General features: G+C 45.0%; 29 protein-coding genes and 1 pseudogene. 15 read left to right on the top strand and 15 right to left on the bottom strand.

Annotation, left to right across the window (positions count from 1 at the left end; all coding sequences use genetic code 11):
* Positions 1–67: 67 nt before the first annotated feature.
* Complete coding sequence (locus tag MHM99_RS07020) at positions 68–964, bottom strand: hypothetical protein (RefSeq protein ID WP_342339910.1); 897 nt, start codon at positions 962–964, stop codon at positions 68–70.
* 272 nt (positions 965–1,236) lie between these two features.
* Between MHM99_RS07020 and rplM the strand changes: the two genes are divergently transcribed.
* The 7 genes from rplM (at position 1,237) to MHM99_RS06985 (ending at position 6,408) form a co-directional block, all read left to right on the top strand.
* The gene (gene rplM, locus MHM99_RS07015; RefSeq protein WP_014948329.1) at positions 1,237–1,665 is read left to right on the top strand and encodes a 50S ribosomal protein L13; all 429 of its coding nucleotides are present in this window, start codon (positions 1,237–1,239) and stop codon (positions 1,663–1,665) included.
* 12 nt (positions 1,666–1,677) lie between these two features.
* Entirely contained in the window at positions 1,678–2,070 is a 393-nt protein-coding gene (gene rpsI / locus MHM99_RS07010; protein WP_014948330.1) for a 30S ribosomal protein S9, read from the top strand.
* Between the two features lie 437 nt (positions 2,071–2,507).
* Entirely contained in the window at positions 2,508–3,140 is a 633-nt protein-coding gene (gene petA, locus MHM99_RS07005; protein WP_014948331.1) for a ubiquinol-cytochrome c reductase iron-sulfur subunit, read from the top strand.
* 1 nt (position 3,141) lies between these two features.
* Positions 3,142–4,407, top strand: a complete 1,266-nt coding sequence (locus MHM99_RS07000) for a cytochrome bc complex cytochrome b subunit (protein ID WP_014948332.1) — start codon at positions 3,142–3,144, stop codon at positions 4,405–4,407.
* Positions 4,404–5,138 (top strand): cytochrome c1, encoded by a 735-nt coding sequence (locus MHM99_RS06995; RefSeq protein WP_014948333.1) that lies wholly within the window; start codon positions 4,404–4,406, stop codon positions 5,136–5,138. Before MHM99_RS07000 ends, MHM99_RS06995 begins: the two co-directional genes overlap by 4 nt.
* A gap of 167 nt (positions 5,139–5,305) precedes the next feature.
* Positions 5,306–5,938 carry a stringent starvation protein SspA gene (gene sspA / locus MHM99_RS06990; RefSeq protein ID WP_012517332.1) on the top strand — a complete coding sequence of 211 codons (633 nt, stop codon included), beginning with the start codon at positions 5,306–5,308 and terminating at the stop codon, positions 5,936–5,938.
* Positions 5,935–6,408, top strand: a complete 474-nt coding sequence (locus tag MHM99_RS06985) for a ClpXP protease specificity-enhancing factor (protein WP_239218703.1) — start codon at positions 5,935–5,937, stop codon at positions 6,406–6,408. Before sspA ends, MHM99_RS06985 begins: the two co-directional genes overlap by 4 nt.
* Positions 6,409–6,593: 185 nt before the next feature.
* Here MHM99_RS06985 and MHM99_RS06980 read toward each other — a convergent pair whose 3' ends face one another.
* Both MHM99_RS06980 and MHM99_RS06975 read right to left on the bottom strand, forming a co-directional pair.
* Positions 6,594–7,442 carry a spondin domain-containing protein gene (locus MHM99_RS06980; RefSeq protein ID WP_168533647.1) on the bottom strand — a complete coding sequence of 283 codons (849 nt, stop codon included), beginning with the start codon at positions 7,440–7,442 and terminating at the stop codon, positions 6,594–6,596.
* Positions 7,443–7,454: 12 nt separating this feature from the next.
* Positions 7,455–8,270: pseudogene (locus tag MHM99_RS06975) on the bottom strand (spondin domain-containing protein).
* Between the two features lie 222 nt (positions 8,271–8,492).
* Here MHM99_RS06975 and MHM99_RS06970 point away from each other — a divergent pair.
* Positions 8,493–9,245 carry a response regulator transcription factor gene (locus MHM99_RS06970; RefSeq protein WP_039235909.1) on the top strand — a complete coding sequence of 251 codons (753 nt, stop codon included), beginning with the start codon at positions 8,493–8,495 and terminating at the stop codon, positions 9,243–9,245.
* A gap of 51 nt (positions 9,246–9,296) precedes the next feature.
* On the opposite strand, the gene mgtE is transcribed toward MHM99_RS06970, so the two are convergent.
* The 12 genes from mgtE to MHM99_RS06910 form a co-directional block, all read right to left on the bottom strand.
* Positions 9,297–10,655 carry a magnesium transporter gene (gene mgtE, locus MHM99_RS06965; protein ID WP_014948338.1) on the bottom strand — a complete coding sequence of 453 codons (1,359 nt, stop codon included), beginning with the start codon at positions 10,653–10,655 and terminating at the stop codon, positions 9,297–9,299.
* Between the two features lie 174 nt (positions 10,656–10,829).
* Complete coding sequence (locus tag MHM99_RS06960) at positions 10,830–11,102, bottom strand: HPr family phosphocarrier protein (RefSeq protein WP_014948339.1); 273 nt, start codon at positions 11,100–11,102, stop codon at positions 10,830–10,832.
* Positions 11,102–11,947, bottom strand: coding sequence for an RNase adapter RapZ (gene rapZ / locus MHM99_RS06955; protein ID WP_239218701.1), 846 nt, complete (start codon positions 11,945–11,947; stop codon positions 11,102–11,104). The genes MHM99_RS06960 and rapZ overlap by 1 nt, the downstream gene beginning before the upstream one ends.
* An 84-nt stretch (positions 11,948–12,031) precedes the next feature.
* Positions 12,032–12,475 (bottom strand): PTS IIA-like nitrogen regulatory protein PtsN, encoded by a 444-nt coding sequence (gene ptsN / locus MHM99_RS06950; RefSeq protein ID WP_014975727.1) that lies wholly within the window; start codon positions 12,473–12,475, stop codon positions 12,032–12,034.
* A 13-nt stretch (positions 12,476–12,488) separates the two neighbouring features.
* The gene (gene hpf / locus MHM99_RS06945) at positions 12,489–12,776 is read right to left on the bottom strand and encodes a ribosome hibernation promoting factor (RefSeq protein ID WP_012517338.1); all 288 of its coding nucleotides are present in this window, start codon (positions 12,774–12,776) and stop codon (positions 12,489–12,491) included.
* A gap of 30 nt (positions 12,777–12,806) precedes the next feature.
* Positions 12,807–14,288, bottom strand: coding sequence for an RNA polymerase factor sigma-54 (locus tag MHM99_RS06940; RefSeq protein WP_014948342.1), 1,482 nt, complete (start codon positions 14,286–14,288; stop codon positions 12,807–12,809).
* Positions 14,289–14,361: 73 nt separating this feature from the next.
* Positions 14,362–15,087, bottom strand: coding sequence for an LPS export ABC transporter ATP-binding protein (gene lptB, locus MHM99_RS06935; protein WP_168462917.1), 726 nt, complete (start codon positions 15,085–15,087; stop codon positions 14,362–14,364).
* 2 nt (positions 15,088–15,089) lie between these two features.
* Positions 15,090–15,644, bottom strand: coding sequence for a lipopolysaccharide transport periplasmic protein LptA (gene lptA / locus MHM99_RS06930; RefSeq protein ID WP_014948344.1), 555 nt, complete (start codon positions 15,642–15,644; stop codon positions 15,090–15,092).
* Positions 15,613–16,191, bottom strand: a complete 579-nt coding sequence (gene lptC / locus MHM99_RS06925) for an LPS export ABC transporter periplasmic protein LptC (protein ID WP_014948345.1) — start codon at positions 16,189–16,191, stop codon at positions 15,613–15,615. Before lptC ends, lptA begins: the two co-directional genes overlap by 32 nt.
* Positions 16,188–16,736 carry a 3-deoxy-manno-octulosonate-8-phosphatase KdsC gene (gene kdsC / locus MHM99_RS06920; RefSeq protein WP_239218699.1) on the bottom strand — a complete coding sequence of 183 codons (549 nt, stop codon included), beginning with the start codon at positions 16,734–16,736 and terminating at the stop codon, positions 16,188–16,190. Before kdsC ends, lptC begins: the two co-directional genes overlap by 4 nt.
* Positions 16,737–17,717: a KpsF/GutQ family sugar-phosphate isomerase gene (locus tag MHM99_RS06915; protein ID WP_061094262.1), complete on the bottom strand. Its 981-nt coding sequence runs from the start codon at positions 17,715–17,717 to the stop codon at positions 16,737–16,739. It abuts the gene before it with no gap.
* 2 nt (positions 17,718–17,719) lie between these two features.
* Positions 17,720–18,676 carry a calcium/sodium antiporter gene (locus MHM99_RS06910; RefSeq protein WP_014948348.1) on the bottom strand — a complete coding sequence of 319 codons (957 nt, stop codon included), beginning with the start codon at positions 18,674–18,676 and terminating at the stop codon, positions 17,720–17,722.
* 742 nt (positions 18,677–19,418) lie between these two features.
* On the opposite strand from MHM99_RS06910, the gene mlaF reads away from it, so the two are divergent.
* From mlaF to murA, 7 genes are all read left to right on the top strand, one after another.
* Complete coding sequence (gene mlaF / locus MHM99_RS06905; protein ID WP_014948349.1) at positions 19,419–20,219, top strand: phospholipid ABC transporter ATP-binding protein MlaF; 801 nt, start codon at positions 19,419–19,421, stop codon at positions 20,217–20,219.
* Positions 20,216–20,992, top strand: a complete 777-nt coding sequence (gene mlaE / locus MHM99_RS06900) for a lipid asymmetry maintenance ABC transporter permease subunit MlaE (RefSeq protein WP_014948350.1) — start codon at positions 20,216–20,218, stop codon at positions 20,990–20,992. The genes mlaF and mlaE overlap by 4 nt, the downstream gene beginning before the upstream one ends.
* Before the next feature lie 9 nt (positions 20,993–21,001).
* Positions 21,002–21,475: an outer membrane lipid asymmetry maintenance protein MlaD gene (gene mlaD / locus MHM99_RS06895; protein ID WP_014948351.1), complete on the top strand. Its 474-nt coding sequence runs from the start codon at positions 21,002–21,004 to the stop codon at positions 21,473–21,475.
* 118 nt (positions 21,476–21,593) lie between these two features.
* Entirely contained in the window at positions 21,594–22,259 is a 666-nt protein-coding gene (locus tag MHM99_RS06890; protein ID WP_014948352.1) for an ABC transporter substrate-binding protein, read from the top strand.
* A complete protein-coding gene (locus MHM99_RS06885) occupies positions 22,256–22,564 on the top strand; it encodes an STAS domain-containing protein (RefSeq protein ID WP_014978399.1) in 309 nt (102 codons plus the stop codon). The genes MHM99_RS06890 and MHM99_RS06885 overlap by 4 nt, the downstream gene beginning before the upstream one ends.
* Positions 22,565–22,593: 29 nt before the next feature.
* A complete protein-coding gene (locus tag MHM99_RS06880) occupies positions 22,594–22,851 on the top strand; it encodes a BolA family protein (RefSeq protein ID WP_012517351.1) in 258 nt (85 codons plus the stop codon).
* A gap of 12 nt (positions 22,852–22,863) precedes the next feature.
* Entirely contained in the window at positions 22,864–24,126 is a 1,263-nt protein-coding gene (murA, locus tag MHM99_RS06875; protein ID WP_239218697.1) for a UDP-N-acetylglucosamine 1-carboxyvinyltransferase, read from the top strand.
* The last annotated feature ends 37 nt before the right edge of the window (positions 24,127–24,163 follow it).

Genomic DNA, 24,163 nt, shown 5'->3' with positions numbered 1-24,163 from the left:
CATTGATAAAAAAACAAATCAAAACACTAAACGAGAGACCTTAAGAAAACCTTAAGTGCTTAGTGTTTTACTCTGACATCTCTTTTTCGAGCGCGCGTATTGCTAAATCTTTGTATTTGTCCCACCGCGCATAATCTAGTTTGTAAGGTATTGTTGGGTTGCCGAGCTCGTGAATTTTTCTACTTTCAGCATCGGCAAGCATTTCTGCTTTTCTGTGCCCTTCGAAGCTATCGAAGATACGTTCGAGTTCTCCATCATCTAGAATCCTGACAAGACCTAATCTCAATCTATTCGCGAGGGCAGGGTTATCTGGGCTAACAAAAAAGTACTCATAGTTGGGGTATTTTAATAGGTGGAACTGCTCTAAAGAGACATGCTTATCTTTGTGGCGTTCTAAATCGCGGTGTACTTCAATGATATTTCTGGGGAAAGCGTCAACTAGCCCCCTATCTACCATCGAGTACATAGAATGGAACCAAAGGCTCCAATCTTCACCACTTACGTTATAGCCATTTGCTTTAAGTACACTTAAATCTGGCCAGTCTGCGCCTTGAACCATGGTTGATTGCTTTAATGCTTCGCCGGTTTGTTGGGCAAAACTGGACTGCTCAGAAGGGTTAATCACCAATACGCGATAACCTGAATAACCTTTCAGCAGTGGTAACTTAATGGGCAGAAGACGCTGCTCTCGGTTACTGTTGGTGACACTCCACATTACATCCGCATCGCCTTTTAGCAAAGTAACAAGCTGACGACTCTGACTCATAGGATGGGGGTGAGGGGTTAAAGCAACATCACCGTATTCCGGTGTTGCTGCGATAACTGCACTGAGTACAGCTACGTGATAACTTCCATAATCATCATCGGCAAACGCACGTGTATATACTAACTCCTCAGCATTAACACTGGCCATAAGTAGCGTGTGTAGCATCATCATTGAAGCTACGAAGCGAGACATTTTCATTTTGTTTTTATAACGGTTCCAAATATAACGTTTTGACGTTACCTCAAATCGGTTTCTATGTCATCGGCAGATGATGGAATTTTATCCATATTTTTTGTTCTTAGGGGTTCGCATTTCCTTCAATTCCTGTATAATTCGCGCCCTGCCCAGTTACGCCCACCTTTGGGAAGGTGGAAGAATCAGCCGGCTCGAAGGGGTCATTGTGTTGATTTTAAGGTGATTTCTGGTGTTCAGAAATCAGTAACGACGATATTATTCGGGTGAATTTGAAAATGAAAACTTTTGTTGCTAAGCCAGAAACGGTACAACGTGACTGGTATGTGGTAGACGCCACAGACAAAACTCTAGGCCGTTTGGCTTCTGAAATCGCACTACGCCTTCGTGGTAAGCACAAGCCAGAGTACACACCTCACGTGGACACTGGTGATTACATCGTAGTAATCAATGCTGAAAAAGTTGCGGTAACAGGCCGTAAAGCGCAAGACAAAATGTACTATGCGCACTCTGGTTACCCAGGTGGTCTTAAAGAGACAAACTTTGAAAAACTAATTGCTCACAAGCCAGAAATGGTTATTGAAAAAGCAGTTAAAGGCATGTTGCCAAAAGGCCCTCTAGGTCGCGCAATGTTCCGTAAAATGAAAGTTTACGCAGGTGCAGAGCACAAGCACACCGCACAGCAACCACAAGTTTTGGACATTTAAGGAGCTATTAACATGGCAGATACTCAATACTACGGCACAGGCCGCCGCAAAAGTTCTACTGCTCGTGTGTTCCTACGTCCAGGCACAGGTAGCATTAAAGTAAACCAACGCGCTCTTGACGAGTACTTTGGTCGTGAAACAGAGTGCATGGTTGTTCGTCAGCCACTTGAACTTGTTGAAATGACTGAAAAGTTTGACGTATACATCACTGTTAAAGGTGGTGGTTCTAACGGTCAAGCGGGTGCAATCCGTCACGGTCTTACTCGTGCTCTTATGGAGTATGATGAAGCACTACGTCCAGCACTTCGTAAAGCTGGCTTCGTTACTCGTGACGCACGTCGCGTTGAACGTAAGAAAGTTGGTCTACACAAAGCGCGTAAGCGTCCACAATTCTCAAAGCGTTAATTTTTACGTTTTTTGTATTTTCAAAAACCCGGCTTATGCCGGGTTTTTTATTGCTTTTTTTCTATTACAAGTTGCCTGCGTCCCACATTCAGTAAAGTCTTCAAGCCTCTACAATTCATAACAAAGGTTTAATTTGCTGGTGTTATCTAACCAAATATTCTTCAAAACCTTGATTTTAGGCCTTTCCCTCACTAAACCTAAACACACCTTTTGAATTAAATTATCGCTTAAATATCAGTAAAACCTTGTGTTTATAAGGGCTTTTCTTTTATCATTTGCGGTCGAAAATTTTGAAAACTTTCGTGACCTCGTAAACCAGTAAATTTTTACTGTTACGTCGCTGTCATGACAAGCCATATGATGCATGACGCAAGCGTGATAAAACCAGTATAAGCTTGGGTTACACATCATAATTATCCAAACCTGGAGAAATGTGGATGAGCAATGTATCTGTAGATGCAACAGAGTCTGCACACAATGAAAACCAGCCAGAAAACAACACTCGTCGTCGGTTCTTGACCGTTGCCACGTCGGTAGTTGGTGGTGTAGGTGTCGTTGGTGCTGCTGTGCCTTTTATTGCGTCCTGGAATCCAAGCGCCAAAGCGAAAGCCGCCGGTGCTGACGTTGAAGTAGATATCAGCGGGATTGAGCCTGGACAGTTAGTACGTGTGATGTGGCGAAGCAAGCCTGTGTGGATTGTACGTCGTACGCCTGAAATTCTTGAAGAACTAGGCGCGCACGAAGATAAGCTGAAAGATCCTAACTCTGAAGCTGAGCAGCAGCCTGCGTTTGCTCAAAACCGTTTCCGTTCAATGAAGGAAGAGTACCTTATCCTTGTTGGTATCTGTACTCACCTGGGTTGTTCTCCACAGCATCTTAAAGACGGTGCATTTGAAGAAGTGGTTGAAGGCGTTCCAGATGGATTCTTCTGCCCGTGCCACGGTTCGAAATTCGACATGGCTGGACGTGTATTCCAAAACGTTCCTGCACCGTTGAACCTGGTTGTACCGCCATATCAATTCGTTGATGACAATAACATCATCATCGGTTCAGAAGCGGAGGCCGTGTAATATGAATGCTTTCCTAGGTTGGATTGAAGAACGCATCCCAATGATGCGCGTTGCGAATATGCACGCTCTTCAATATCCTGCTCCAAAGAACATGAACTTCTGGTATGTGTTCGGTTTTCTAGCAACTATTGTTTTGGTAAACCAGATTGTTACTGGTATTTGGTTGACCATGAACTTCGTTCCATCTTCAGAAGGCGCATTTGCTTCTGTTGAATACATCATGCGTGAGATCGACTACGGTTGGATCATTCGTTACATGCACAGTACTGGCGCATCAGCGTTCTTTATTGTGGTATATCTACACATGTTCCGTGGCATGATTTACGGCTCTTACCAGAAGCCTCGTGAGCTTCTATGGGTGTTTGGTATGTTTATTTACCTAGCGCTTATGGCAGAAGCTTTCATGGGTTACGTTCTACCTTGGGGACAAATGTCTTACTGGGGTGCGCAGGTAATCGTATCACTATTTGGTGCTATTCCTGTTGTTGGTCCTGACCTTGTTATCTGGCTACAAGGTGACTACGTTATCTCTGGCGCAACACTAAACCGCTTCTTCGCATTACACGTTATTGCGTTGCCGTTGGTTATCGTTATTCTTGTGTTCCTTCACATTATTGCACTTCACGAAGTGGGTTCTAACAACCCTGATGGTATCGCTATCAAGCACAAGAAAGGTTCACTACCTGAGTCTGAAAAGACGAAGTATGAAATTCATGAATACTACACAAGCAAGTACGACATTGCTGATGACGTATTGCCGTTCTTCCCACACATCGTACTTAAAGACCTTGTGGCGTTCTGTGTATTCTTAGCATTGTTCACTTACGTGCTGTTCTTTGCCCCTGAAATGGGCGGTAAATTCCTAGAGCACCCTAACTTTGAAATTGCTAACCCACTTAAAACACCAGAGCATATCTTCCCTGTTTGGTACTTCACACCGTTCTACGCGGTACTAAAAGCGGTACCTGATAAGCTATTCGGTGTATTAGCAATGTTCGGTGCAATTGCTGCGCTATTTGCTCTGCCTTGGTTAGACCGTGGTCGTGTTAAGTCATGGCGCTATCGTTGTGGCCTACACAAAGTAAACCTTATCGTGTTTGCAATTGTGTTTATCTTCCTAGGTTACCTAGGTGGTACACCGCAAGAAAACTGGAAAATCATTGCGTCGCAAGTTGCAACGGTAATGTACTTCGGTTTCTTCGTAGCACTGTTCTTGTACAGCAAAAACGAAAACACTAAACCTGTGCCAGAGAGGATTTCTAAATGAAAAAAATGATGTGCTTTTTAGCCTTCTTCCTACCTGGCGTAGCGCTTGCGGCAGGCGGGAACGTACACCTAGATAAAGCGCCTATCGATTTAACCGATAAGGCGTCTTTACAACGCGGTGCACAATTGTTCATGAACTACTGCTTAGGCTGTCACTCAATGAAGTATCAGCGCTATCAGCGTTCATTCCAAGACTTGGGTATTCCTGACGAACTAGGTCAAGAATACCTGCAGTTCACGGGTGAAAAAGTGTCTGACTACATTACTCGTGCAATGCCAGAAGAAGCCGCTGCTGGCTGGTTCGGTGCTGCTCCACCAGACCTAACGCTAGTGGCTCGTGTTCGTGGCGAAGACTGGATTTACACTTACCTGCGCTCTTTCTATGTTGACGAAAGCCGCCCATTTGGTGTGAACAACACAGTATTCCCTGAAGTAGGTATGCCACACGTACTTCAACCACTTCAAGGTACGCCAACACGTACTTATGAAGAGCAAATGGTTGATGGCGAAATGGTTAAGCGTTATGTAGGCATTAAGTCAGATGGTACTGGCGCAATGTCTCCTGACGAGTACGACCAAGCTGTTGCCGATATCGTGAACTTCCTAGAGTACACAGGTGAGCCTTCTAAACTTGAATCTCACAAAATCGGTAAGTGGGTACTTATCTTTATCGCAGTATTGTTTGTATTTGTTTACTTACTGAAGAAAGAATACTGGCGAGAAGTGCACTAATCGCACAGATTTATGTATAATATGAAAAGGGGGCTTCTCGCCCCCTTTTTTGGTATTTACTCGTGCTATCTGAAAATCCTAATAAATAGGGTCTTCAGGTAGCACGAGTTAACGTAATAAGCTTACCGTTTGTAAGCGTAAACTTGTTTCTCGACGGAGGAAATTGAATGGCCGTAGCCGCGAATAAACGTTCTATTATGACGTTGTTCTCTGACACAATTGATATTTATAGCCACCAGGTGCGTATTGTGTTGGCAGAAAAAGGTGTGGGTGTTGAAATCAGCTACACAGATCCTAGCAACTTGTCTGAAGATCTGTTGGAGCTTAACCCTTACGGTACTGTTCCAACTCTAGTTGATCGCGAGCTTGTACTTTACAAGTCGCACATCATCATGGAATACCTTGATGAGCGTTTCCCTCATCCACCACTTATGCCGGTTTACCCAGTATCACGTGGTCAGAGCCGCCTTATGATGCACCGCATCGAGCAAGACTGGTACTCGCTTGCTGCCCGTATTTTCCGTGGCGAAGGTGATGTAGAAGCAGCACGTAATGAGCTGCGTGAAGCTTTGCTATCTCTTGCGCCTGTATTTGGTGAAATGCCTTACTTTATGAGCGAAGAGTTCAGCTTAGTTGATTGCTACCTTGCTCCGCTATTATGGCGTTTACCTGCACTAGGTATTGAACTAAACGGTGCTGGCAGCAAAGAAATTAACGCTTACATGAACCGTATTTTCTCTCGTAGCTCATTTAAAGCGTCTTTGACTGACCAAGAGCGTGAGATCCACAACCCGCTATGACATCTATAACGTCAAACCAGCCCTATTTGCTTAGGGCTTTTTATGAGTGGATTGTTGATAACGACTTAACGCCGTACATTGTGGTAGATGCAACCAACGAGTTGGTTGAAGTGCCGCAGGAATTCGTTAAAGACGGTCAGATCGTTTTAAACGTATCGCCTAGTGCGTGTGTTAACTTTTCTCTTGATTTAGATGGCTTATCGTTTCAAGCACGCTTTTCTGGGCAACCTAGAAGATTAAGTATGCCTTGTGAAGCGGTAATGGCTATTTACGCAAGAGAAAATGGTGCAGGTACGGTATTCGCCACTGAAGAAGATGTGGCTCGTGCGCAGCAAGAGCGCCCAGAAACATCTGAAGATGTTTCTCAACCTAGCGGCCCGACTTCGCTGGAAGATGCTGATGCAAGCGACGTGAAAGACGCACCTGTTCCACCTAAAAAGGGTAAGCCTACCCTCAAAGTTATTAAGTAACTTATTAAATAGCTTATCAAATGACGTATTAGCCTGGTTTTGTGAAGTTTATCTACTCAGCAAAGCCAGCGCTTATCTTTCTTATTCCCGTTAAATTTTATCTCCGGTTCCCCCTTCGCACAAAAGTAAAAACACCCCATTACCTGCGTAATAGGGCGCTTTCACGTGGTACTGCGTTTGACCATTTAACGGGTTCGGGTTATCACCACGCGGCTCGTTGGGAAATCAAAGCGATGGGCTTCGGTTAGTACCGATGTAGACAGGCCCTCACGGCTTGGGTCGTCAGCGTTTGCACTAGTGACTACACCTTGGTGAAGTCTTACTGCATCGGCAAGATCATCCCTCACCACATCATAGCCCGCAGCTTCTCCGCCGCCACCCGCTGCACTAGCGGCAGGGCCTGGCATAGTTGCCGCGGTTTCTGTGTTTGCTTCTGTACCCGCATCCCAAGTCACTGTCATGAACGTTTTTTTATCACCAACCGCCATGTTGCTTACATTCGCAGCGTTTAAGCCGGTGAATGCGTCGTTGGTGTTGACCAGCATGGTCGTCAACGTAAGGCGCAGGTCATCAGCATCGAGTTCTGGAACCACAAGAGTTAGTTCTGCGCCCATTGAGCGAGGACCCAATATGCCCCCAGAGTTTTGCGCATCCAAAAAGTCCGTGGAGTCCATGGCTTCAGTAATGACCATAGACGGGTCACCGCCTTCAGCCATTATTTCAATGCCCATGCTGGCTGGCTCGCCTTCATTAAATGAATGGAAGCCTGACTCATGCAATATGACGGCGGCAGGTGCAAAGGGCTGAGAGTAGGTTAAGTTGGTAATTTGTACGGTATAAACCGCTGAATTACCGTTAATACCGTCTTGTCCGTCCGAACCGTCTTGACCATCCGTACCATCTTGTCCGTCAGTACCTGCTTCCCCCTGCGGACCCGCTGGTCCTTGAGGGCCTGTATCACCATCGTCGCCGCAGGCAGCAAGAAGTGCTGAAAGCATCAATAATGTACTGAGTTTAATTATTGGATTATTCATCGTATTGGCTCCTTAAGATGCAGGAACAGTAATAACTACACGTGCTACTGGGTTCAACCAACGGTGTACGGTAGAGTCCAGATCACTGGCACCAGCGGCGCTATCAGTATCACCAAGCGCATTGCGGTGGATGTGTACTGGGCCATCTTCACCATCTTCAATTTCGCCATTAACGATTTGTGCACCCACACCCGTGCCACCTGTACCCAAATCAACAATACGAGTGGGAGCGCCGCCACCGGCAACACCCGGTACGCCATATCCACCCAGCGCATTTCCGGTCCCAGCTTCAACAACATCTGTACGGGCACTATTTAGTTCATCGTTAAGCTCAGTACCGGCATCGTATGCATTAAGGTAATACGTGTAGGTGCCCGGCTCGGTTGGAATTTCAATACTGTCCATACCAACAAAAGCGTCGTTAGTAGGTATTAGCATGGAAAGTAGCGAAAGATATGGCTTGTCCATAGTATCGAAAGGATAGCTTAACGTAGCTTTCGGTGCGAGAAGTCAGCCAAAACGGTGCCACGTATTTGAACCATTGTCGGTATCAACAGGGCCGAGTAACGCTTCAAAGTTTGCGCCGCTTGAATCAGCATTTTGTTCGTCGTCAATAACACCAGCTTCAGCTAACCACGCTAAAGCTGACGACGCAGGTTGCCCAACTTCAAAGGCATCGACGGTGTCATCGTGAGCTATGACTAAGCGCGGCGTAAAACTCTGCGCCTGAGTCAGGTTGGTAATTTCAATGTCTAAAGTGACAGCTTGGCTTACTGATACTGCTGCTAGCGACAAAAGCGTTGCGCTAGCAAGTTTAGTGAATTTCATTTTATTGTCCTTATTTATGGCTTAAATCGCATAAAAATTTAGGGCAGTAAAATGTCCAATTCATCACAGAACTTTCACAAAACGCACACAGATCCGTCTCAATAAATAACAGTGCTGTTATAAATTCTGAATTTATATTTTTTATAAAAAAATTGTAATCACTGTGAAAGAAAACCACGAACGCACTGGTCTTGTTTTTTATTGGCGAATTAGGAGCGAGATATGATCCTTATCATCTACAGTGGAAATAAGTTTCAACAGAACATATCGCAATGCTTAAGTAAGCATAGCTTTCTTTACGACGCAGTCTCTAATTTTCAATCCGCAGAGTCGTTGCTTAAGGCGCAGCATTATTCGCTCGTTATTGTTGAGTCGCATGGAAATATTATCTGTCTTAATCGTATAAAAGGCCTTGTTGATACGAACCCAGAAAGTTGGGTGATGGCAGTGGAAAGTGACGCGATGACAGACGATGTGGCCGACGAAGAGGTAGATGAAGCAAACTACTATGAAGTAGGCGTAGATGATTATCTATCAGGGCCATTTGATGCACGCATGTTTATTGCCCGTATTCGCTCCCATATGCGCAGAAGTATGCCTAGCCAAGAACATTTAAGACCATCTCAAGGTAGTGAAGAGCGCATCGAAATAGGACCCCTTAAAATCGACCAGCGATTTCATAGCGTAACCCTAAATGGCCAAGTGCTAACATTAACGGCTAGGGAGTTTGCGCTACTGGATTATTTTTGTCGTCATCCAAACCAAGTTTTTTCTCGCAATCAATTGCTCAGTGAGGTGTGGGGCTATAACCACGAAGGCTACGAGCACACGGTGAATACCCATATAAATCGGTTACGCACTAAGCTTGATAAAATCAACAGCATTGAAAATGGTGGACAGCTAGTAGAAACCGTCTGGGGTGTGGGTTACAAGTTGAACGTCAATGGATATATAGCGAAAGCGCTTATTGCATGAGTGTTGTTGAGCTCACCCATGCCCTATCAGGCATAAGAGTTCAAAATTAACTTAAATTAGAAACAGCGTCGCAGTACCTAAGAAAGCAAAAATACCCACTACATCGGTTATCGTAGTTAAGATAACACTGCCAGCTAGGGCAGGGTCTATCTTAAGACGCTTCATGATCATAGGTAAGGTCGCACCCGCTAAAGCAGCCGCAATCATGTTTACCATCATGGCAAAGGCAATAATTACGCCCAGCATGTAATCTTGTTTCCATAACGCGATGACAGAGGCAATAAGCACCGCCCAAATGGCACCGTTTAAAAAGCCGATGGATATTTCTTTACTGATAAGCCATCGTGAGTTACTCGCGTTAACATGGCCTAGTGCCATACCTCGAATAACTAGTGTTAGCGTCTGATTACCCGCTACACCGCCCATACTAGGGACAATGGTATTTAAAATCGCTAACACAGCCAGTTGGCTTAGCGTTGCTTCAAATAGATCACTCACCATCGCAGCCATTAGCGCCGTCACTAAGTTTACTGCCAGCCACACCGAGCGCCGTTTGGTACTTTGCATAACGGGTGCAAAGGTATCTTCGTCGTCATCAAGACCCGCCATACTCATCATCGAGTGCTCGGCGTCCTCACGAATAATATCAACCACGTCATCAATGGTAATTCGGCCCACTAAGCGATGGTTTTCATCTACAACAGGTGCTGAAAGCCAATTGTATCGCTCGAACAGGCTTGCCACTTCGTCGTCTGGCATATTCACAGGAATCGCTTCAGATTCCTCGTCCATAACGTCAGACACTTTATCGTCGGTATCTGCGGTGAGTAAACGGGTAACCGGAACAATACCAACAAGGTTGTCAGTTCGGTTTACCACGTAAAACGTATCCGTATTCTCAGGTAGCTCACCTTTTAAGCGGATATAGCGCAGAACCACGTCAATGGTCACATCTGGACGTAAAGTGATGGTATCGGTGTTCATGATGAAACCAGCGGTTTCCTCACCGTAAGACAGCGCTTGCTCTGCGCGCACGCGATCTTGTGCATCCATCGAATCTAGAATATCGGCCAATACTGGCTCGGGAAGGCTGCTTAGCGTCTCTGCTAAGTCATCGGTATCCATCTCTTCAAGTGCGTCAACCACATTAGCGGGAAGCATTTTTGTAATGATACCGTTTCGAACATCGTCAGACAGTTCTTCTAAAATGTCGCCGTGAAAGTCACCATCAATGAGCTCCCATAATTCGTCACGGGTTCTGCTAGGGCTAGATTCAAGAATGTGGGCGACGTCTGAAGGTGGTAATTCAAGCAGAAGCTTACGTACAGATACGAATTGACCGTTGGTCAACGCAGCGTTGAGTGCGCGTAACTGAGTTTGTACGTATTTAGAAACAAGCGCTTCTGCCATAAGGCGTTATTCCTACAAGCTAAAAGATGAACAATGCAGGCCATAGAGCCTAAGTGGGCGTAGAATATCGCAATTATGATGAGTCTGTCATGATAATTGCGTAGGTTTTGCGCAGGATTTTAAGATAACTGCGCTAAGTGTTGATTAATTGGTCAATGGATTGGGCAAGTAAGACTATTCGTCTTCGTTAAATCTGCCCTCAATAAGCTCTTCAATAGCTGCAAGTGCATCAACAGCATCACTGCCGTCCACAATCACGTCTACCTGTTCACCTTGATGGCTTTCAAGCATCATTAATCCCAATACACTGCTTGCGTCTGCTTCTTTATCGCCTTTTTTTAAGATGATTTTAGCGTCGAATTGATTAGCCAGTTTAACCAGTTGGGTCGCCGCTCTTGCATGCAACCCTAACTTATTGACGATAGTTAGCGTTTTTTGAATAGTCATTACTGATTCAGCTCTCTATGGCGAATTTGTACATCAGGGTGTATTTCACTGAAGGTTTTCGACAGGGTCTGTGCGATATAAACCGAACGGTGTTGGCCACCAGTACAGCCAATCGCTACGGTTACATAACTTCTGTTATTGCGCTCTAAATGAGGCAGCCATGTCGTTATTAAATTCTGAATTTGCCAAATGAACTTGGTCACTACAGGCTGCGACCCCAAAAATACTTCTACTGGTGCATCTAATCCGGTCAGATGTTTAAGGTCGGGCTCCCAGTGGGGGTTAGGTAAAAAGCGGGCATCAAAAACGTAATCCGCATCTTTAGGAATACCGTGCTTAAAGCCAAACGACTCGAACACAAGCACAAGGCGTGAGCTTTTCTTACCCAAGATACGCTCTCGAATTAACTCTGCCAGTTGGTGAATGGTAAGCTTATCAGTGTCTAAATATAAATCTGCGCGTTCTGTAATAGGAGCAAGTAGGGCAGACTCGGCTTTAATGGCTTCTGAAAGCGACTTATTAAGCTTGGCGAGAGGGTGAAGGCGGCGGGTTTCACTGAAGCGCTTAACTAGTACATCATCGCTCGCGTCAATGTAAACAATGGTCATCGACCACGAAGAAGGCAGGTAGTCTAGAATTTCTACCAAATCGTCAGGATTTTTAGGTAAGTTTCTCACATCGATACTTACCGCAACCTGATCGTACTCGTCAACAACTGTATGGGTTAAGGTGGGAAGTAAGTTTACCGGGATATTATCAACACAGTAATAACCTAAATCTTCCAATGCGCGAAGTGCGACAGACTTACCAGACCCCGAACGACCACTGATTATTATCAGCTTCACCTACTTTCTCCCTAATATTCTGGTTTTATCACATACGCGTTGTTGAATTAGGCGCCTACTAAACGGTTAATAGGCGCTTAATGTTTAACTTAATGCAGATAGAATATCGTCGCTTGTCGTTGCGCGACGTATTGCTTTAATCGTTTCTTTGTCGCTTAGTTTACCAGCCACGGTGGCCAGCGTTTGAAGGTGTCCTTCGGTCTGTTCCTCGGGAACGAGTAGCGCAAAAAAGATGTCTACGGGTTTCTCGTCAAGGGCGTCAAAGTCGATTGCTGGCGTGCTGGTTACAACAATGGCAATCACTTTCTCAAGGCCCGGCAGGCGTCCGTGGGGCAGGGCGATACCATTGCCTATGCCTGTACTACCCATACGCTCTCGAGCCATCAAACTGTTGAGTACCGTTGCCTGATCAATGTTCTCGTTTTGCTTGGCAGCGATATCAGCGATGATCTCAAGAATTCGCTTTTTACTATTACACTGAACCGCACACTCGGTGCGGTCCAGACTTACGATGGCTTGTATATCCATGCTTAATTAACTACTAATGTTTTTTCAGTTTTTCCTTATGCTTGATTACCTGCCGGTCGAGTTTATCAACCATGCTGTCAATCGCCGCATACATGTCGGTATTTTCTGAGGATGCGAATACTTCAGCGCCACTTAAATGAACGGTCGCTTCGGCTTTTTGATTTAATTTTTCAACGTTCAGGATGACATGCACATTAGAAATGTGATCAAAGTGACGTTCAAGTTTGCTGAACTTCGTATCGACATAATTACGCAAAGAGTCGGTGATTTCGACATGATGACCAGTAAGGTTGATTTGCATATTTCGTCTTCCTTATATTATTAAGCCCGATTAAATAAGGCTTTTGCGTTGGTTCGACGGCGGGATCGACAACGATTCCCGGTACTTTGCTATTGTTCGCCGGGCAACTTTAATGCCTTGTTCGGCCAACAATGAAGCAATCTTGCTATCACTTAGCGGCTTGCTAGGCTTTTCTGCGGCCACTAATTTCTTGATCAATGCACGAATCGCTGTAGATGAACATTCACCACCAGACTCTGTTGCAACATGGCTTGAGAAGAAATACTTCAATTCGAAGATTCCACGTGGCGTATGCATGTACTTTTGCGTTGTCACTCGCGAAATAGTGGATTCGTGCATATCTACCATTTCTGCGACATCATTTAGCACCATTGGTTTCATCATTTCCGGGCCGTGCTCAAAAAAGCCCATTTGCTGCTGCACAATGCAGTTTGCAACCTTCATTAAGGTTTCGTTACGAGATTCAAGGCTCTTTATGAACCACTTAGCCTCTTGCATGTGTGAGCGGATGAACTGTGAATCGCTACTATTCTTGGCACGGCGACTCATTGCAGCGTATTGTTGATTTACGCTTAACTTAGGCAGACTGTCGGGGTTCAGCTCAACCACCCAACGGCCATTTTTCTTGGTTACTGAGACATCAGGAATAACGTACTCAGGCTCTTTAGTAACTAAAGCACTACCTGGGCGAGGATTCAAGGTTTGCAGTAAACGCATTGCCTCGCGTAGCTGATCTTCTTTCAATCGGCTTTTACGCATAAGCGTACGATAGTCTTTGCTGCTCAGTAAGTCAGAGTACTCTTCAATCAGTTGCTTCGCTTCAGCAAGCCACGGTGTGTCTTCTGAAAATTGACGCAATTGCACCATCAAACATTCTTGTGGAGAGCGTGAGCCAGAACCAATAGGGTCGAACATCTGAATGCGCTTTAGCACACATTCTATTTCGTCCATTTCAATCGGCTCTTCCATATCATCATCGTTAACCGCTTCTAAAATATCATCAAGGGTAACGGTTAAATAACCTGACTCGTCAATAGAGTCGATGATTGCTGTAGCGATTGCGCGATCGGTATCCGAGAAATGGGTAAGGCGCATTTGCCAAAGAAGGTGCTCTTGAATATCTTCAGTAGTCTCACCTTGGAAGATTTGCTCGTCGTCATTGGATGGACCTGGAGCTGGCGAAGATGAAGCAGAGTAGTATTCGTCCCATGTGCTGTCGATTGGCAGCTCATCGGGAAGATCGTTTTTCTCAAGTGCATCGCCGGCTTCTAGTGTGTCACTAGATGCAGAAGCAGTGGCCTCAGAGCCGCTGTCATCGTTGTCGATATTGTTCTTTTCTAGTTGCGGCTCGTCGTTACCTTCTTCAACTTCTAATAGCGGATTAGAATCGAGCGCTTCTTGGATCTCTTGTTGAAGATCAAGTGTAGAAAGCTGCAGCAGTTTAATGGCCTGCTGAAGCTGTGGTGTCATGGTAAGTTGTTGGCTAAATTTTAGCTGTAAAGATGGTTTCATCTACGTCTTATTTAAATGCTCTAAATTGAATATACCAGAGCGAAACTGAAAAATGACAATTCGGTTACATTAACTATAGCCTGAATTGTTCGCCTAGGTATACATCCCTTACTTTTTGATTACTTAAAACCTGTTCCGCCGTTCCTTGCGCAATAAGCTCGCCATGACTCACAATGTACGCCTTTTCACAAACATCCAATGTCTCTCGTACGTTATGGTCCGTGATAAGGATTCCAATACCCCTATCGCGAAGATGTTGTATTATCTTCTTTATATCATTAACTGATATTGGATCAACACCAGCAAATGGTTCGTCTAACAAAATAAATTGCGGTTTTGCTGCCAGAGCGCGGGCAATCTCAACGCGACGGCGTTCGCCCCCTGACAAACTCATCCCCGTACTATTACGTATATGGTTAATATTAAATTCATCAAGTAGCGCATCTGCTTCTTCTTCTTGCTGTTGTGAATTTAAATCTTTACGGGTTTGCAAAATGGCCATGATATTTTCATGCACTGTGAGCTTTCTGAAAATAGAGGCTTCCTGCGGTAGGTAGCCAATTCCGCGGCGTGCGCGCTCGTGCATGGGCTGATGAGTTAGCTCATTGTTGTCGATTTCAATCTTGCCTTTATCCAGATTCACTAAACCAACAATCATGTAGAATGTGGTGGTCTTACCAGCGCCATTTGGGCCAAGAAGACCAACAATTTGACCCGTTGAGACAGACAGACTTACATCTCGAACAACCTGTCGTGACTTGTAAGCCTTAGCAAGATTTTTAGCGCTCAAAGTTGCCATTGCTATTCATTGCCCTCGTTGTCTTTTTTGTCTTTCTTAGACGAAGTTTTGCGAATGGTCTCAGGTGTGAATACTGTGGTCACTCGACCCTCACCATCCTTACCTGCGCCGCCAGTCGCTAGCAATTGCTCGGTAATCATATCGAACGTGATGTTGTCACCCTGTACTTTACTGGTGTCTTGTTTCAACTCTGCGTTTCCGGCAAGAGAAATCGTTCGGTTTACCACTTCATAGCGTATTTCATTTGCTTTTGCCGAAACGGGCGTGCCGTCTTCCAATTGCTGGGAATAGCTTGCCGGCTTTCCTCTAGCAATAAATATTTCACGACCACCACCGTCAGTGGCAATTACTTCCACTTCGTCAGCTTCAATAACCAAAGAGCCTTGAGTTATGAGTACGTCGTCTTTGTACAACGCAGTTTTATTTTTACCGTCGATAAACTGGGTGTTCGAGCCTATTTTTATGGGCTGCGAAAAATCATCTTCACTGGCGTGTACCGCACCGCTAGCGATGGCAAGCAATAAACTAGTTGCTAGGGGAATAAGTGGTTTGTACATGATCTAAAAGCTCGTATTCTTGTGTGCGTAAATTCGCGTTAAACCCATTACTTAAAATGACATATTGGGTGCCCAGTATTTCAACGGGTTGGTCAGATGTCATTTGCTTGGTTTCTAAATTAATTTGAATGTACTCGGTCGATATACTTCTGACAAAGTCATCGCCAGTTTGGTTCTCAATATTAACTTGGTTTTCCAGCTGGATTAGCTCGTTATTGTATAGTGTACCTTCATCAGCGGTTACCACCCATGGTGATGACGCGTTTTCTGTATAAAGGGTGTATTTAGGTTGCTGAAACAATACAAAGCCAAGCTGGTCGTAATGCTCCATCGACTCTGCAAATACTTTGTGATTTAACTCACCGTCTTGATTGTACAGCGTAGTGGTTAGATTTTTTGCTTTGTAGGCGGGCTTTAGCGCATCGTTTTCACGATTCCCCTGCGTTTCAGGCTGCTCTTCCATCCACGTAGGGATGTACATCAGCATCGCCAGAATAAATAGCGCCGATATACTTAATCCTAAGCGATTAAAGCCAAACAGGCTCATACACTAGCTCCAAAAATCTCATTTGTTACCCCTTTGGCCTGCAAAATGGTATCCGATATTTCTCGGACCGCGCCAAACCCACCGGGAAGGGTCGTAATCCAGTTTGCTTGTTTTGCTACGTAAGGATGGGCATCGGCAACCGCAATTTTAACCGCAACGTGCTTGTACATACCCGTATCTGGCATGTCATCACCTACCGCAGCCACTTCGTCAGTGTTTAACTCAAGGCGTTTCATCAGGTCGCTAAGCGCGTCTGCTTTATTCTCTTCGCCTTGAATTATATGTGCAACATTCAGTGCCTTCATTCTATTTTCAACAATGGCAGAGCGACGTCCAGTAATAACCGCGACATTCACTCCATTGCTCACTAGCGCTTTTACACCATATCCATCACGGGTATGGAATGCTTTAAGTTCTTCACCGTCGTTACCTAAGTAAATTCGGCCATCTGAGAACACACCATCAACGTCGCATACCAGCAACTTTATCTTGGCTAGTTTTGCGAAAAGCGAGTCATTCATTTCCGTGTACAAGGTGGATGTCATTTAAAGCACTCCTGCTTTTAGTAGCATATGCATGTTAAAAGCCCCAACAGGTTTGCGCTTATCGTCAGTAACCATTAACGCACTAATTTTATGGGTTTCCATCAAATTCAGGGCTTCTACAGCCAGCTGACCTGCGGTGGTAGTCTTGCCGCCTTTAGTCATTACTTCTTCTACTGTCGCACTGTGTACGTCTACGCGGGCATCGAGAATTCGTCGTAGGTCGCCATCCGTAAAGACGCCTGTCAGCGTACCGTCTGCCGCTATCACGCCTGTCATACCCAACCCCTTTTTAGATATTTCCAGCAGTGCGTCAGCAACAGAAGCACTGGCATGGACAAGGGGGATATCACTGCCGCTTTGCATGATATCGCTAACTTTAAGCAGAAGTTTTCTGCCTAAACTGCCGCCTGGGTGCGAAAGCGCAAAGTCATCTGAGGTGAAACCTTTTTGGTCGAGCAGTGCTACCGCAAGCGCATCACCCATAACCAGTGTGGCGGTTGTGCTTGACGTAGGAGCAAGACCTAGCGAACACGCTTCTTTTTCAACGCTGATATCAAGCACGACATCTGCGTGTTGCCCTAATGAACTGGAAGCACTGTTGGTCATGGCGACCACCTGTATGCCTAAGCGTTTAACTACGGGCAATAAGTTAACGAGTTCGTTAGTCTCGCCAGAATTAGAGATGGCGAGTAAGACATCGCCTTTGCTTAGCATGCCCAAGTCGCCATGGTTGGCTTCACCAGGGTGCATGAAAAACGCAGGAGTACCTGTACTGGCAAGCGTAGCGGCAATTTTATTTCCGATATGCCCAGACTTTCCCATACCACTCACGACAACTTTACCCTTGCAGGCAAAGAGAATATTACAGGCAGCGATAAATTCATTGTTTAAGCGCTCTGCCAGATTAGCAATAGCTTGCGTTTCAATTTCAATAACGCGCTTCGCTGAGTCGATATAGTTCATCTGAGTTTGTGTATTCATGATTATCCGAATAGCCAGAATTGATAGCCGATAAAGCAAGCCAGAAGTATGAATCCATTTGTTCTTGATATTGTACGTTTGCCGATTAAATCGAAGCTGAACAAGAACAATAATAATGTTAAACCAAGCATTACGTACATATCTCGGTTGTAAACGTCAGGGTCCAGGATACCTGGCGCGATTAACCCGGGCATGCCAAGAACGGCAAGTAGGTTGAAGATATTTGACCCGATGATATTACCCAGTGCTAAATCGTCTTCACCTTTTAGTACACCCGCAACACTTGCTGCTAGTTCAGGTAGACTTGTACCAAATGCAATAATTGTTAGTCCGATAACTAAATCCGAAATGCCCATGTATCTGGCAATTTCTACTGCTGAGTTCACCAAAAAGTGAGCACTTAATGGCAGTATTACAAGGCCTACACCAATCCAAATGAGGGCTGACGTATTTGAAACGCCTTTGGGGATTTCATCTGCGGTTTCCGCAACCAGAGGGTCTTCTTTATCTACCTGTAGCGACAACCACGCCATCATTGCCAGTACGAAAATGAACAGGCCTAGTAGGATAATGCCTTCATAAGACTTAAGTTCACCGTCAAACATAAAGCCAATAGCAATCAATGAGATGATAAGGAGTGCTGGAAGCTCGCGCTTTAATGTTGTTGATGAAACAAGCAATGGTTTCACTAGCGCGGTTATACCTAAAACTAGCGCGATGTTCGTGATGTTAGAACCTAGCGCGTTACCCACGGCGGTGTTCATATTGCCATTTGCGGAGGCTATGGCGGAAACCACAATTTCAGGTGCCGAAGATCCCATAGCGACAATCGTTAGTCCGATCATCATTGGAGAAATGCCGATGTTTTTTGCTAATGCTGAGGCGCCATATACAAACCGGTCAGCGCTCCAACTCAGTACAATCAGCCCAACAAGAAAAATGACAATGTTTAAAAGCACAACAACCTGTAATAGAAAGTATTTCGCTAGATTGTCGCAAAAAGAGTGCCATTTGCCTATGCTCGCAGCGTTTTATTTTCGCCAAATACTGTCAATTGACGTAAATTTCCGCTGAATACGCAAATTAGGTCGCACTTACACACACAAGACGTCATATTCAGTTTCAGTTAAGAAACAACAAAATAGGATGGTATTAGGATTGATTTGGGAGGCTTGTAGGATACTAGATGGGCACTTGGGCGTGAGATACCGAATACCAGTCCGCATAGATAATTGCCCACTCACGAGTTTAAAATGTCCGTACTCTTTGTTGTGTCACCTTGATGTAGAACCACTATACCTGCGGTAACACGCCGCGATTACGAACATTTTAACTCTCGCTGCGTGGGTAATAATCTATACGGACTGGTATATATTCGTCTTAATCGAACATAACTTGTAACTTTTTGACTTTGGCGAGGGGCTTGAAAAAGCGTACAATGCCCTTAAATTACACCGCCCAGACAAGGTGTTCTATACCGTGTCTGGCGATAGAAATTCAAAAAAGTACACTGGAGAGTAAACTTTTTTGATTTTATGCGCTCATAAAGTAAACTGTGCAGTAAACCTTAAGAGTGGATCAAGTGAAGGCACAGAAATTGAATACTCACTTACTCTTATAATTTTAAAATTTTCTAAGTGGATTGAACGCGTTATTTTATAAGCTCTCAATCCAACGTCAGGGGTCGACATTTAAGTAACTATGGATCATTTAGTTGAAGTAGATAACCTTACCTTTAAGCGCGCTGATCGCATCATTTATGATGGGATATCGCTAAAGGTACCCAAAGGCAAAATTACTGCGGTAATGGGGCCAAGTGGTATAGGTAAAACCACGCTGCTGCGCCTTATTGGCGGGCAGTTAACGCCAGATGAAGGTGACGTTAGATTCGACGGCGATTCGATTGTTTCTATGTCGAGAAAAACGCTATATGAGACACGTCGTAGAATGAGCATGCTTTTTCAAAGTGGTGCGCTTTTTACCGATATGAGTGTGTTCGATAACGTGGCGTTTCCACTTCGCGAACATACAAAACTTTCTGAAGACGTTATTGCGACAATTGTCGCTTTAAAGCTACAGGCAGTAGGATTGCGCGGTGCAGCTCAGTTAATGCCTAGTGAATTGTCTGGTGGTATGGCGCGCAGGGCTGCTTTGGCAAGGGCAATTGCACTAGATCCAGATTTAATCATGTACGACGAACCCTTTGCCGGACAAGATCCTATATCAATGGGTGTGCTGGTTAAGCTTATTCGTGAATTAAACGACGCACTTAATCTAACCAGTATTGTGGTGACTCACGATGTCACTGAAGTACTGACCATTGCCGATTATATTTATATCTTAGCTGACAAGCGGGTTATCGGTGAAGGAACGGCGCAGCAAATCAAAGAAAGTGACTCTGAATTAGTCCAACAGTTCTTGAAAGGAAAAGCAGATGGTCCGGTACCATTTCATTATCCTGCACCTGATTTGAAAGCAAGCTTCTTGGGGGCAGATAAATGAAGTTCTTCCAATCAATAGGCGCTAAAACGATAGGGAAGGTCACTGCGGTTGGTCGAGCAGCTCTTATGTTATTCGGTGCGTTAATCGCTGTTCCTCGGCTTAAAAATGTACCGCTGGTGATTAAGCAATTGTATGTAGTGGGCGTTCAGTCGCTACTCATTATTATGGTGTCGGGGTTATTCATCGGCATGGTAATGGCGCTACAAGGCTACACCATTTTGGTTGATTATGGCGCAGAAGGTAGCTTAGGCCCCATGGTCGCACTTTCATTGTTAAGAGAGCTTGGTCCGGTTGTGACCGCATTGCTTTTTGCTGGGCGAGCTGGCTCAGCCTTAACAGCTGAAATAGGCTTAATGAAAGCTACTGAGCAGCTGAGTAGTTTAGAGATGATGGCGGTAGACCCGCTACGACGTATCGTCGCACCGCGTTTTTGGGCGGGAATGTTAGCGATGCCTATGCTTGCCATTATTTTCAGTGCCATTGGTATTTTAGGCGGCCACTTAGTGGGTGTTGATTGGTTAGGCGTTGATGCAGGCAGCTACTGGTCAATTATGCAATCGACAGTAGATTGGAACCAGGATGTCATAAACGGCGTAATAAAAAGCCTCGTGTTTGCCTTGGTTGTGACGTGGATTGCCATATTTAAAGGTTACGATTCTATTCCAACATCGGAAGGGATCAGCAAAGCGACTACCGAAACGGTGGTCTATTCATCATTAGCAGTATTAGGGCTGGACTTCGTGCTAACCGCCCTTATGTTTGGTATCGAGTAGGGGATTGGAATGAGTAAGTATAAAACGGAAGTAATGGTTGGTGTGTTTGTCATGCTTACAATCGGTGCGTTGTTGTTATTGGCACTGAAAGTAGCAAACCAAACGGTAGCCACCGAAGGCGATACCTACACGTTATACGCAAAATTCGACAATATTGGCGGCTTAAAGCCGAGATCGGCAGTAAAGGTTGGTGGGGTAACGGTTGGCCGTGTGTCATCGATTACGCTAGACCAAGAAGATTTTACGCCAGTGGTTGAGCTGTCAATTTTAAATGAATACAACGGCTTTCCAGAAACCAGCTCTGTGTCTATTTTGACCTCGGGTTTGCTAGGCGAACAGTATGTCGGCTTCCAACCTGGCTTCTCTTTCGACGGTGTCGCTAATTTACAGAATGGCGATTACCTTCAGGATACTAAGTCAGCTTTGGTTCTTGAAGATCTCATTGGTCAGTTCTTATTTAATCGCGGAAGCGACGAAGACTAATCGCAGTATTACGGCCAGACGTATATTGCCAGGTCGTTAAATTATTCCAGCGGCGTGATGAAACTTATTGGATTGCCATCAGGTCTGCTAAATAGAGTTTTAAGTTAGGAGAGTAATTTTGAAAAAGTTTATGGTAGCACTTGGCATCTTCATGATGTCTGTAGCGGGCATAGCGAATGCACAAGAAGTTAATGAACAAAACCCGTATGAATTGGTTCAAGACGTAGCAAACCGCACGTTTGAGCGCATCAAAGCGAACCAAGCAGCGATTAAAGCTGATCCTGAAATGCTACGCACTATTATGGAAGAAGAATTAGTACCTCATATCGACTACAAATTCGCTGCTTTTATGGTACTAGGTAAACACTTTAAGTCAGTACCTCAAGAGAAGATGGGCGAGTACATCAGCGTATTTCGTCAATATTTGGTAACAACCTACGCTGTGGCAATGGGCTACTACGACAACCAAGAAGTCATCTTTGAGCCTGAATCATCTTTTGATGATAAAAAATCAGTAACAGTGCGTGCAGTGGTTCAAGACCCAAACCGCCCTGAAATTAAAATTGCTTTTAAAGTTCGTAAAGATAGTAAAACGAACGAGTGGAAAGCCTACGATATGGTTGCTGAAGGCATCAGCATGCTAAACAGCAAGCGTAGCGAATTTGAATCAATCCTTCGTCAAGACGGTATCGATGCAGTTATCGCACTAATGCGCGACAAAATTGGTAAGCCAGTTGAGCTTAAGCAAGGCGAGCCAATCGAAATCGAAGGAGAGGCTGAGTGAGCCTATTCGAGGTAAACGACAAAGGCAATGTAGTGGTTCACGGTCATCTTGACCGTGAAACGCTGTCGAAGAATTTCTGGGATAGTTTGAACGGAAATGAGCGTAGTACCTTGATTAACAATAAAAGATGTCTTGTTGATTTAAGTGACGTTGAGCGCGCAGACAGTGCAGGTTTGGCTTGGCTTATTAATGCCGTTAGGGATGCAAAGCAAAATGGTGTTAGCATGAGCCTATATAAAATGCCAGAGAAGCTACGTAAGCTTGCTAAAATAAGCGACGCAGATAGCTTTTTACCCGTAGAATAAACACCCGTTAGCGAATTAAGAAGTAAGTTATGGAATTGTCTGAAATTGAAAAAATCTTGAAAGATGCGTTAGACCTTCACGAAGTCCATGTAAAGGGCGAAGGTTCGCATTTTAATATTATTGCGGTAAGCGATGCTTTTAATGAAATGAGCCGTGTGAAGCGCCAGCAAGCGGTATATGCGCCTTTGGCTGATAAAATTGCAGACGGCAGCATGCATGCAATTACCATCAAGACGTTTTCAGTAAAAGACTGGGAGCGTGAGCGCCAGTTTAATATTCCTCAATAATAGGCGTAGCACGTGGATAAACTCGTAATTAAAAAGGGCCCTGCGCTCAACGGTACCGTGCGCATCTCTGGCGCTAAAAACGCGGCCTTGCCATTGTTGATGACAAGCTTGCTGACCGACTCTCCTTGTCGTTACACCAACGTTCCTCGTCTTCGTGACATCAATACTACGACGGCACTTTTGCGTGAATTAGGTGTTGAAGTCGCACTACCCGCACCTAACGATATCGTTATCGATGCGAGTACGCTACAAAGCGTTACAGCGTCCTATGAGTTAGTACGTACTATGCGTGCGTCTATCTTGGTACTTGGCCCACTGTTAGCTAAGCAAGGAAAAGCGAATGTCTCTTTGCCCGGTGGCTGTGCTATAGGTGCGCGCCCGGTAAATCTTCATTTAACTGGCCTTGAAAAGATGGGCGCGAAGATTGAAGTAGACGAAGGCTATATTCGAGCCGAAGTCGATGGTCGTCTGAAAGGTGCGCGTATTTTCATGGATATGGTAAGCGTGGGTGCCACTGAAAACCTACTGATGGCAGCGGCGCTGGCTGACGGAACAACCATTCTTGAAAACGCGGCACGCGAACCTGAAATTGTTGATTTGGCGAATTGTCTTATTCAGATGGGCGCGAAAATTAGCGGTGCTGGAAGCGATAAAATTACCATTGAAGGCGTAGAAACCTTAACCGGTTGTGATTATGCAGTACTGCCTGACCGTATAGAAACCGGCACTTTCTTGGTAGCAGCTGCTGTGACAGGTGGGAAAATACGCTGTACTCATGCGGCGCCAGATACATTAGATGCGGTGCTAGATAAGCTAGAGCAGGCCGGAGCTAAAATCACCACTGGTGATGACTGGATAGAGCTAGACATGGAAGGGCGCAAACCGCAGGCTGTGCGAGTTAAAACCGCACCACACCCAGCATTCCCTACGGATATGCAGGCGCAGTTTGTTACCTTGAACTGTGTTGCCGAAGGCACCGGCGTAATTACAGAAACCATTTTTGAAAACCGCTTCATGCACGTGCCAGAGTTACAACGTATGGGCGCAGAAATCGCGTTAGAAGCGAACTCAGCAGTGTCTAAAGGCAGCTCAAGTCTTAAAGGAGCTCCAGTAATGGCTACTGACCTGCGCGCGTCGGCAAGCTTGGTGATAGCTGGGCTCATCGCAGAAGGTGAGACTCACGTGAATCGCATTTATCACTTAGACCGTGGTTATGAAGCAATTGAAGAGAAGCTGGGTGGCTTGGGTGCCATCATTGAAAGAGTGAAAGAATAACTCAAGGTTTCGCACTTCTACGAAAAAGCGCCAGATA

The organism is Alteromonas sp. MmMcT2-2 (assembly GCF_022348305.1).
GTDB lineage: Bacteria > Pseudomonadota > Gammaproteobacteria > Enterobacterales > Alteromonadaceae > Alteromonas > Alteromonas macleodii.
Note: the sequence above shows the minus strand (reverse complement) of the source record. Positions and strands in the feature narration are given on the sequence as shown.

Bases quoted from the DNA above. Each gene is read 5' to 3' on its own strand.
- MHM99_RS07020 (WP_342339910.1), bottom strand. From the start codon at position 964: ATGAAAATGTCTCGCTTCGTAGCTTCAATGATGATGCTACACACGCTA.
- rplM (WP_014948329.1), top strand. From the start codon at position 1,237: ATGAAAACTTTTGTTGCTAAGCCAGAAACGGTACAACGTGACTGGTAT.
- rpsI (WP_014948330.1), top strand. From the start codon at position 1,678: ATGGCAGATACTCAATACTACGGCACAGGCCGCCGCAAAAGTTCTACT.
- petA (WP_014948331.1), top strand. From the start codon at position 2,508: ATGAGCAATGTATCTGTAGATGCAACAGAGTCTGCACACAATGAAAAC.
- MHM99_RS07000 (WP_014948332.1), top strand. From the start codon at position 3,142: ATGAATGCTTTCCTAGGTTGGATTGAAGAACGCATCCCAATGATGCGC.
- MHM99_RS06995 (WP_014948333.1), top strand. From the start codon at position 4,404: ATGAAAAAAATGATGTGCTTTTTAGCCTTCTTCCTACCTGGCGTAGCG.
- sspA (WP_012517332.1), top strand. From the start codon at position 5,306: ATGGCCGTAGCCGCGAATAAACGTTCTATTATGACGTTGTTCTCTGAC.
- MHM99_RS06985 (WP_239218703.1), top strand. From the start codon at position 5,935: ATGACATCTATAACGTCAAACCAGCCCTATTTGCTTAGGGCTTTTTAT.
- MHM99_RS06980 (WP_168533647.1), bottom strand. From the start codon at position 7,442: ATGAATAATCCAATAATTAAACTCAGTACATTATTGATGCTTTCAGCA.
- MHM99_RS06970 (WP_039235909.1), top strand. From the start codon at position 8,493: ATGATCCTTATCATCTACAGTGGAAATAAGTTTCAACAGAACATATCG.
- mgtE (WP_014948338.1), bottom strand. From the start codon at position 10,655: ATGGCAGAAGCGCTTGTTTCTAAATACGTACAAACTCAGTTACGCGCA.
- MHM99_RS06960 (WP_014948339.1), bottom strand. From the start codon at position 11,102: ATGACTATTCAAAAAACGCTAACTATCGTCAATAAGTTAGGGTTGCAT.
- ptsN (WP_014975727.1), bottom strand. From the start codon at position 12,475: ATGGATATACAAGCCATCGTAAGTCTGGACCGCACCGAGTGTGCGGTT.
- hpf (WP_012517338.1), bottom strand. From the start codon at position 12,776: ATGCAAATCAACCTTACTGGTCATCATGTCGAAATCACCGACTCTTTG.
- MHM99_RS06940 (WP_014948342.1), bottom strand. From the start codon at position 14,288: ATGAAACCATCTTTACAGCTAAAATTTAGCCAACAACTTACCATGACA.
- lptB (WP_168462917.1), bottom strand. From the start codon at position 15,087: ATGGCAACTTTGAGCGCTAAAAATCTTGCTAAGGCTTACAAGTCACGA.
- lptA (WP_014948344.1), bottom strand. From the start codon at position 15,644: ATGTACAAACCACTTATTCCCCTAGCAACTAGTTTATTGCTTGCCATC.
- lptC (WP_014948345.1), bottom strand. From the start codon at position 16,191: ATGAGCCTGTTTGGCTTTAATCGCTTAGGATTAAGTATATCGGCGCTA.
- kdsC (WP_239218699.1), bottom strand. From the start codon at position 16,736: ATGACATCCACCTTGTACACGGAAATGAATGACTCGCTTTTCGCAAAA.
- MHM99_RS06915 (WP_061094262.1), bottom strand. From the start codon at position 17,717: ATGAATACACAAACTCAGATGAACTATATCGACTCAGCGAAGCGCGTT.
- mlaF (WP_014948349.1), top strand. From the start codon at position 19,419: ATGGATCATTTAGTTGAAGTAGATAACCTTACCTTTAAGCGCGCTGAT.
- mlaE (WP_014948350.1), top strand. From the start codon at position 20,216: ATGAAGTTCTTCCAATCAATAGGCGCTAAAACGATAGGGAAGGTCACT.
- mlaD (WP_014948351.1), top strand. From the start codon at position 21,002: ATGAGTAAGTATAAAACGGAAGTAATGGTTGGTGTGTTTGTCATGCTT.
- MHM99_RS06880 (WP_012517351.1), top strand. From the start codon at position 22,594: ATGGAATTGTCTGAAATTGAAAAAATCTTGAAAGATGCGTTAGACCTT.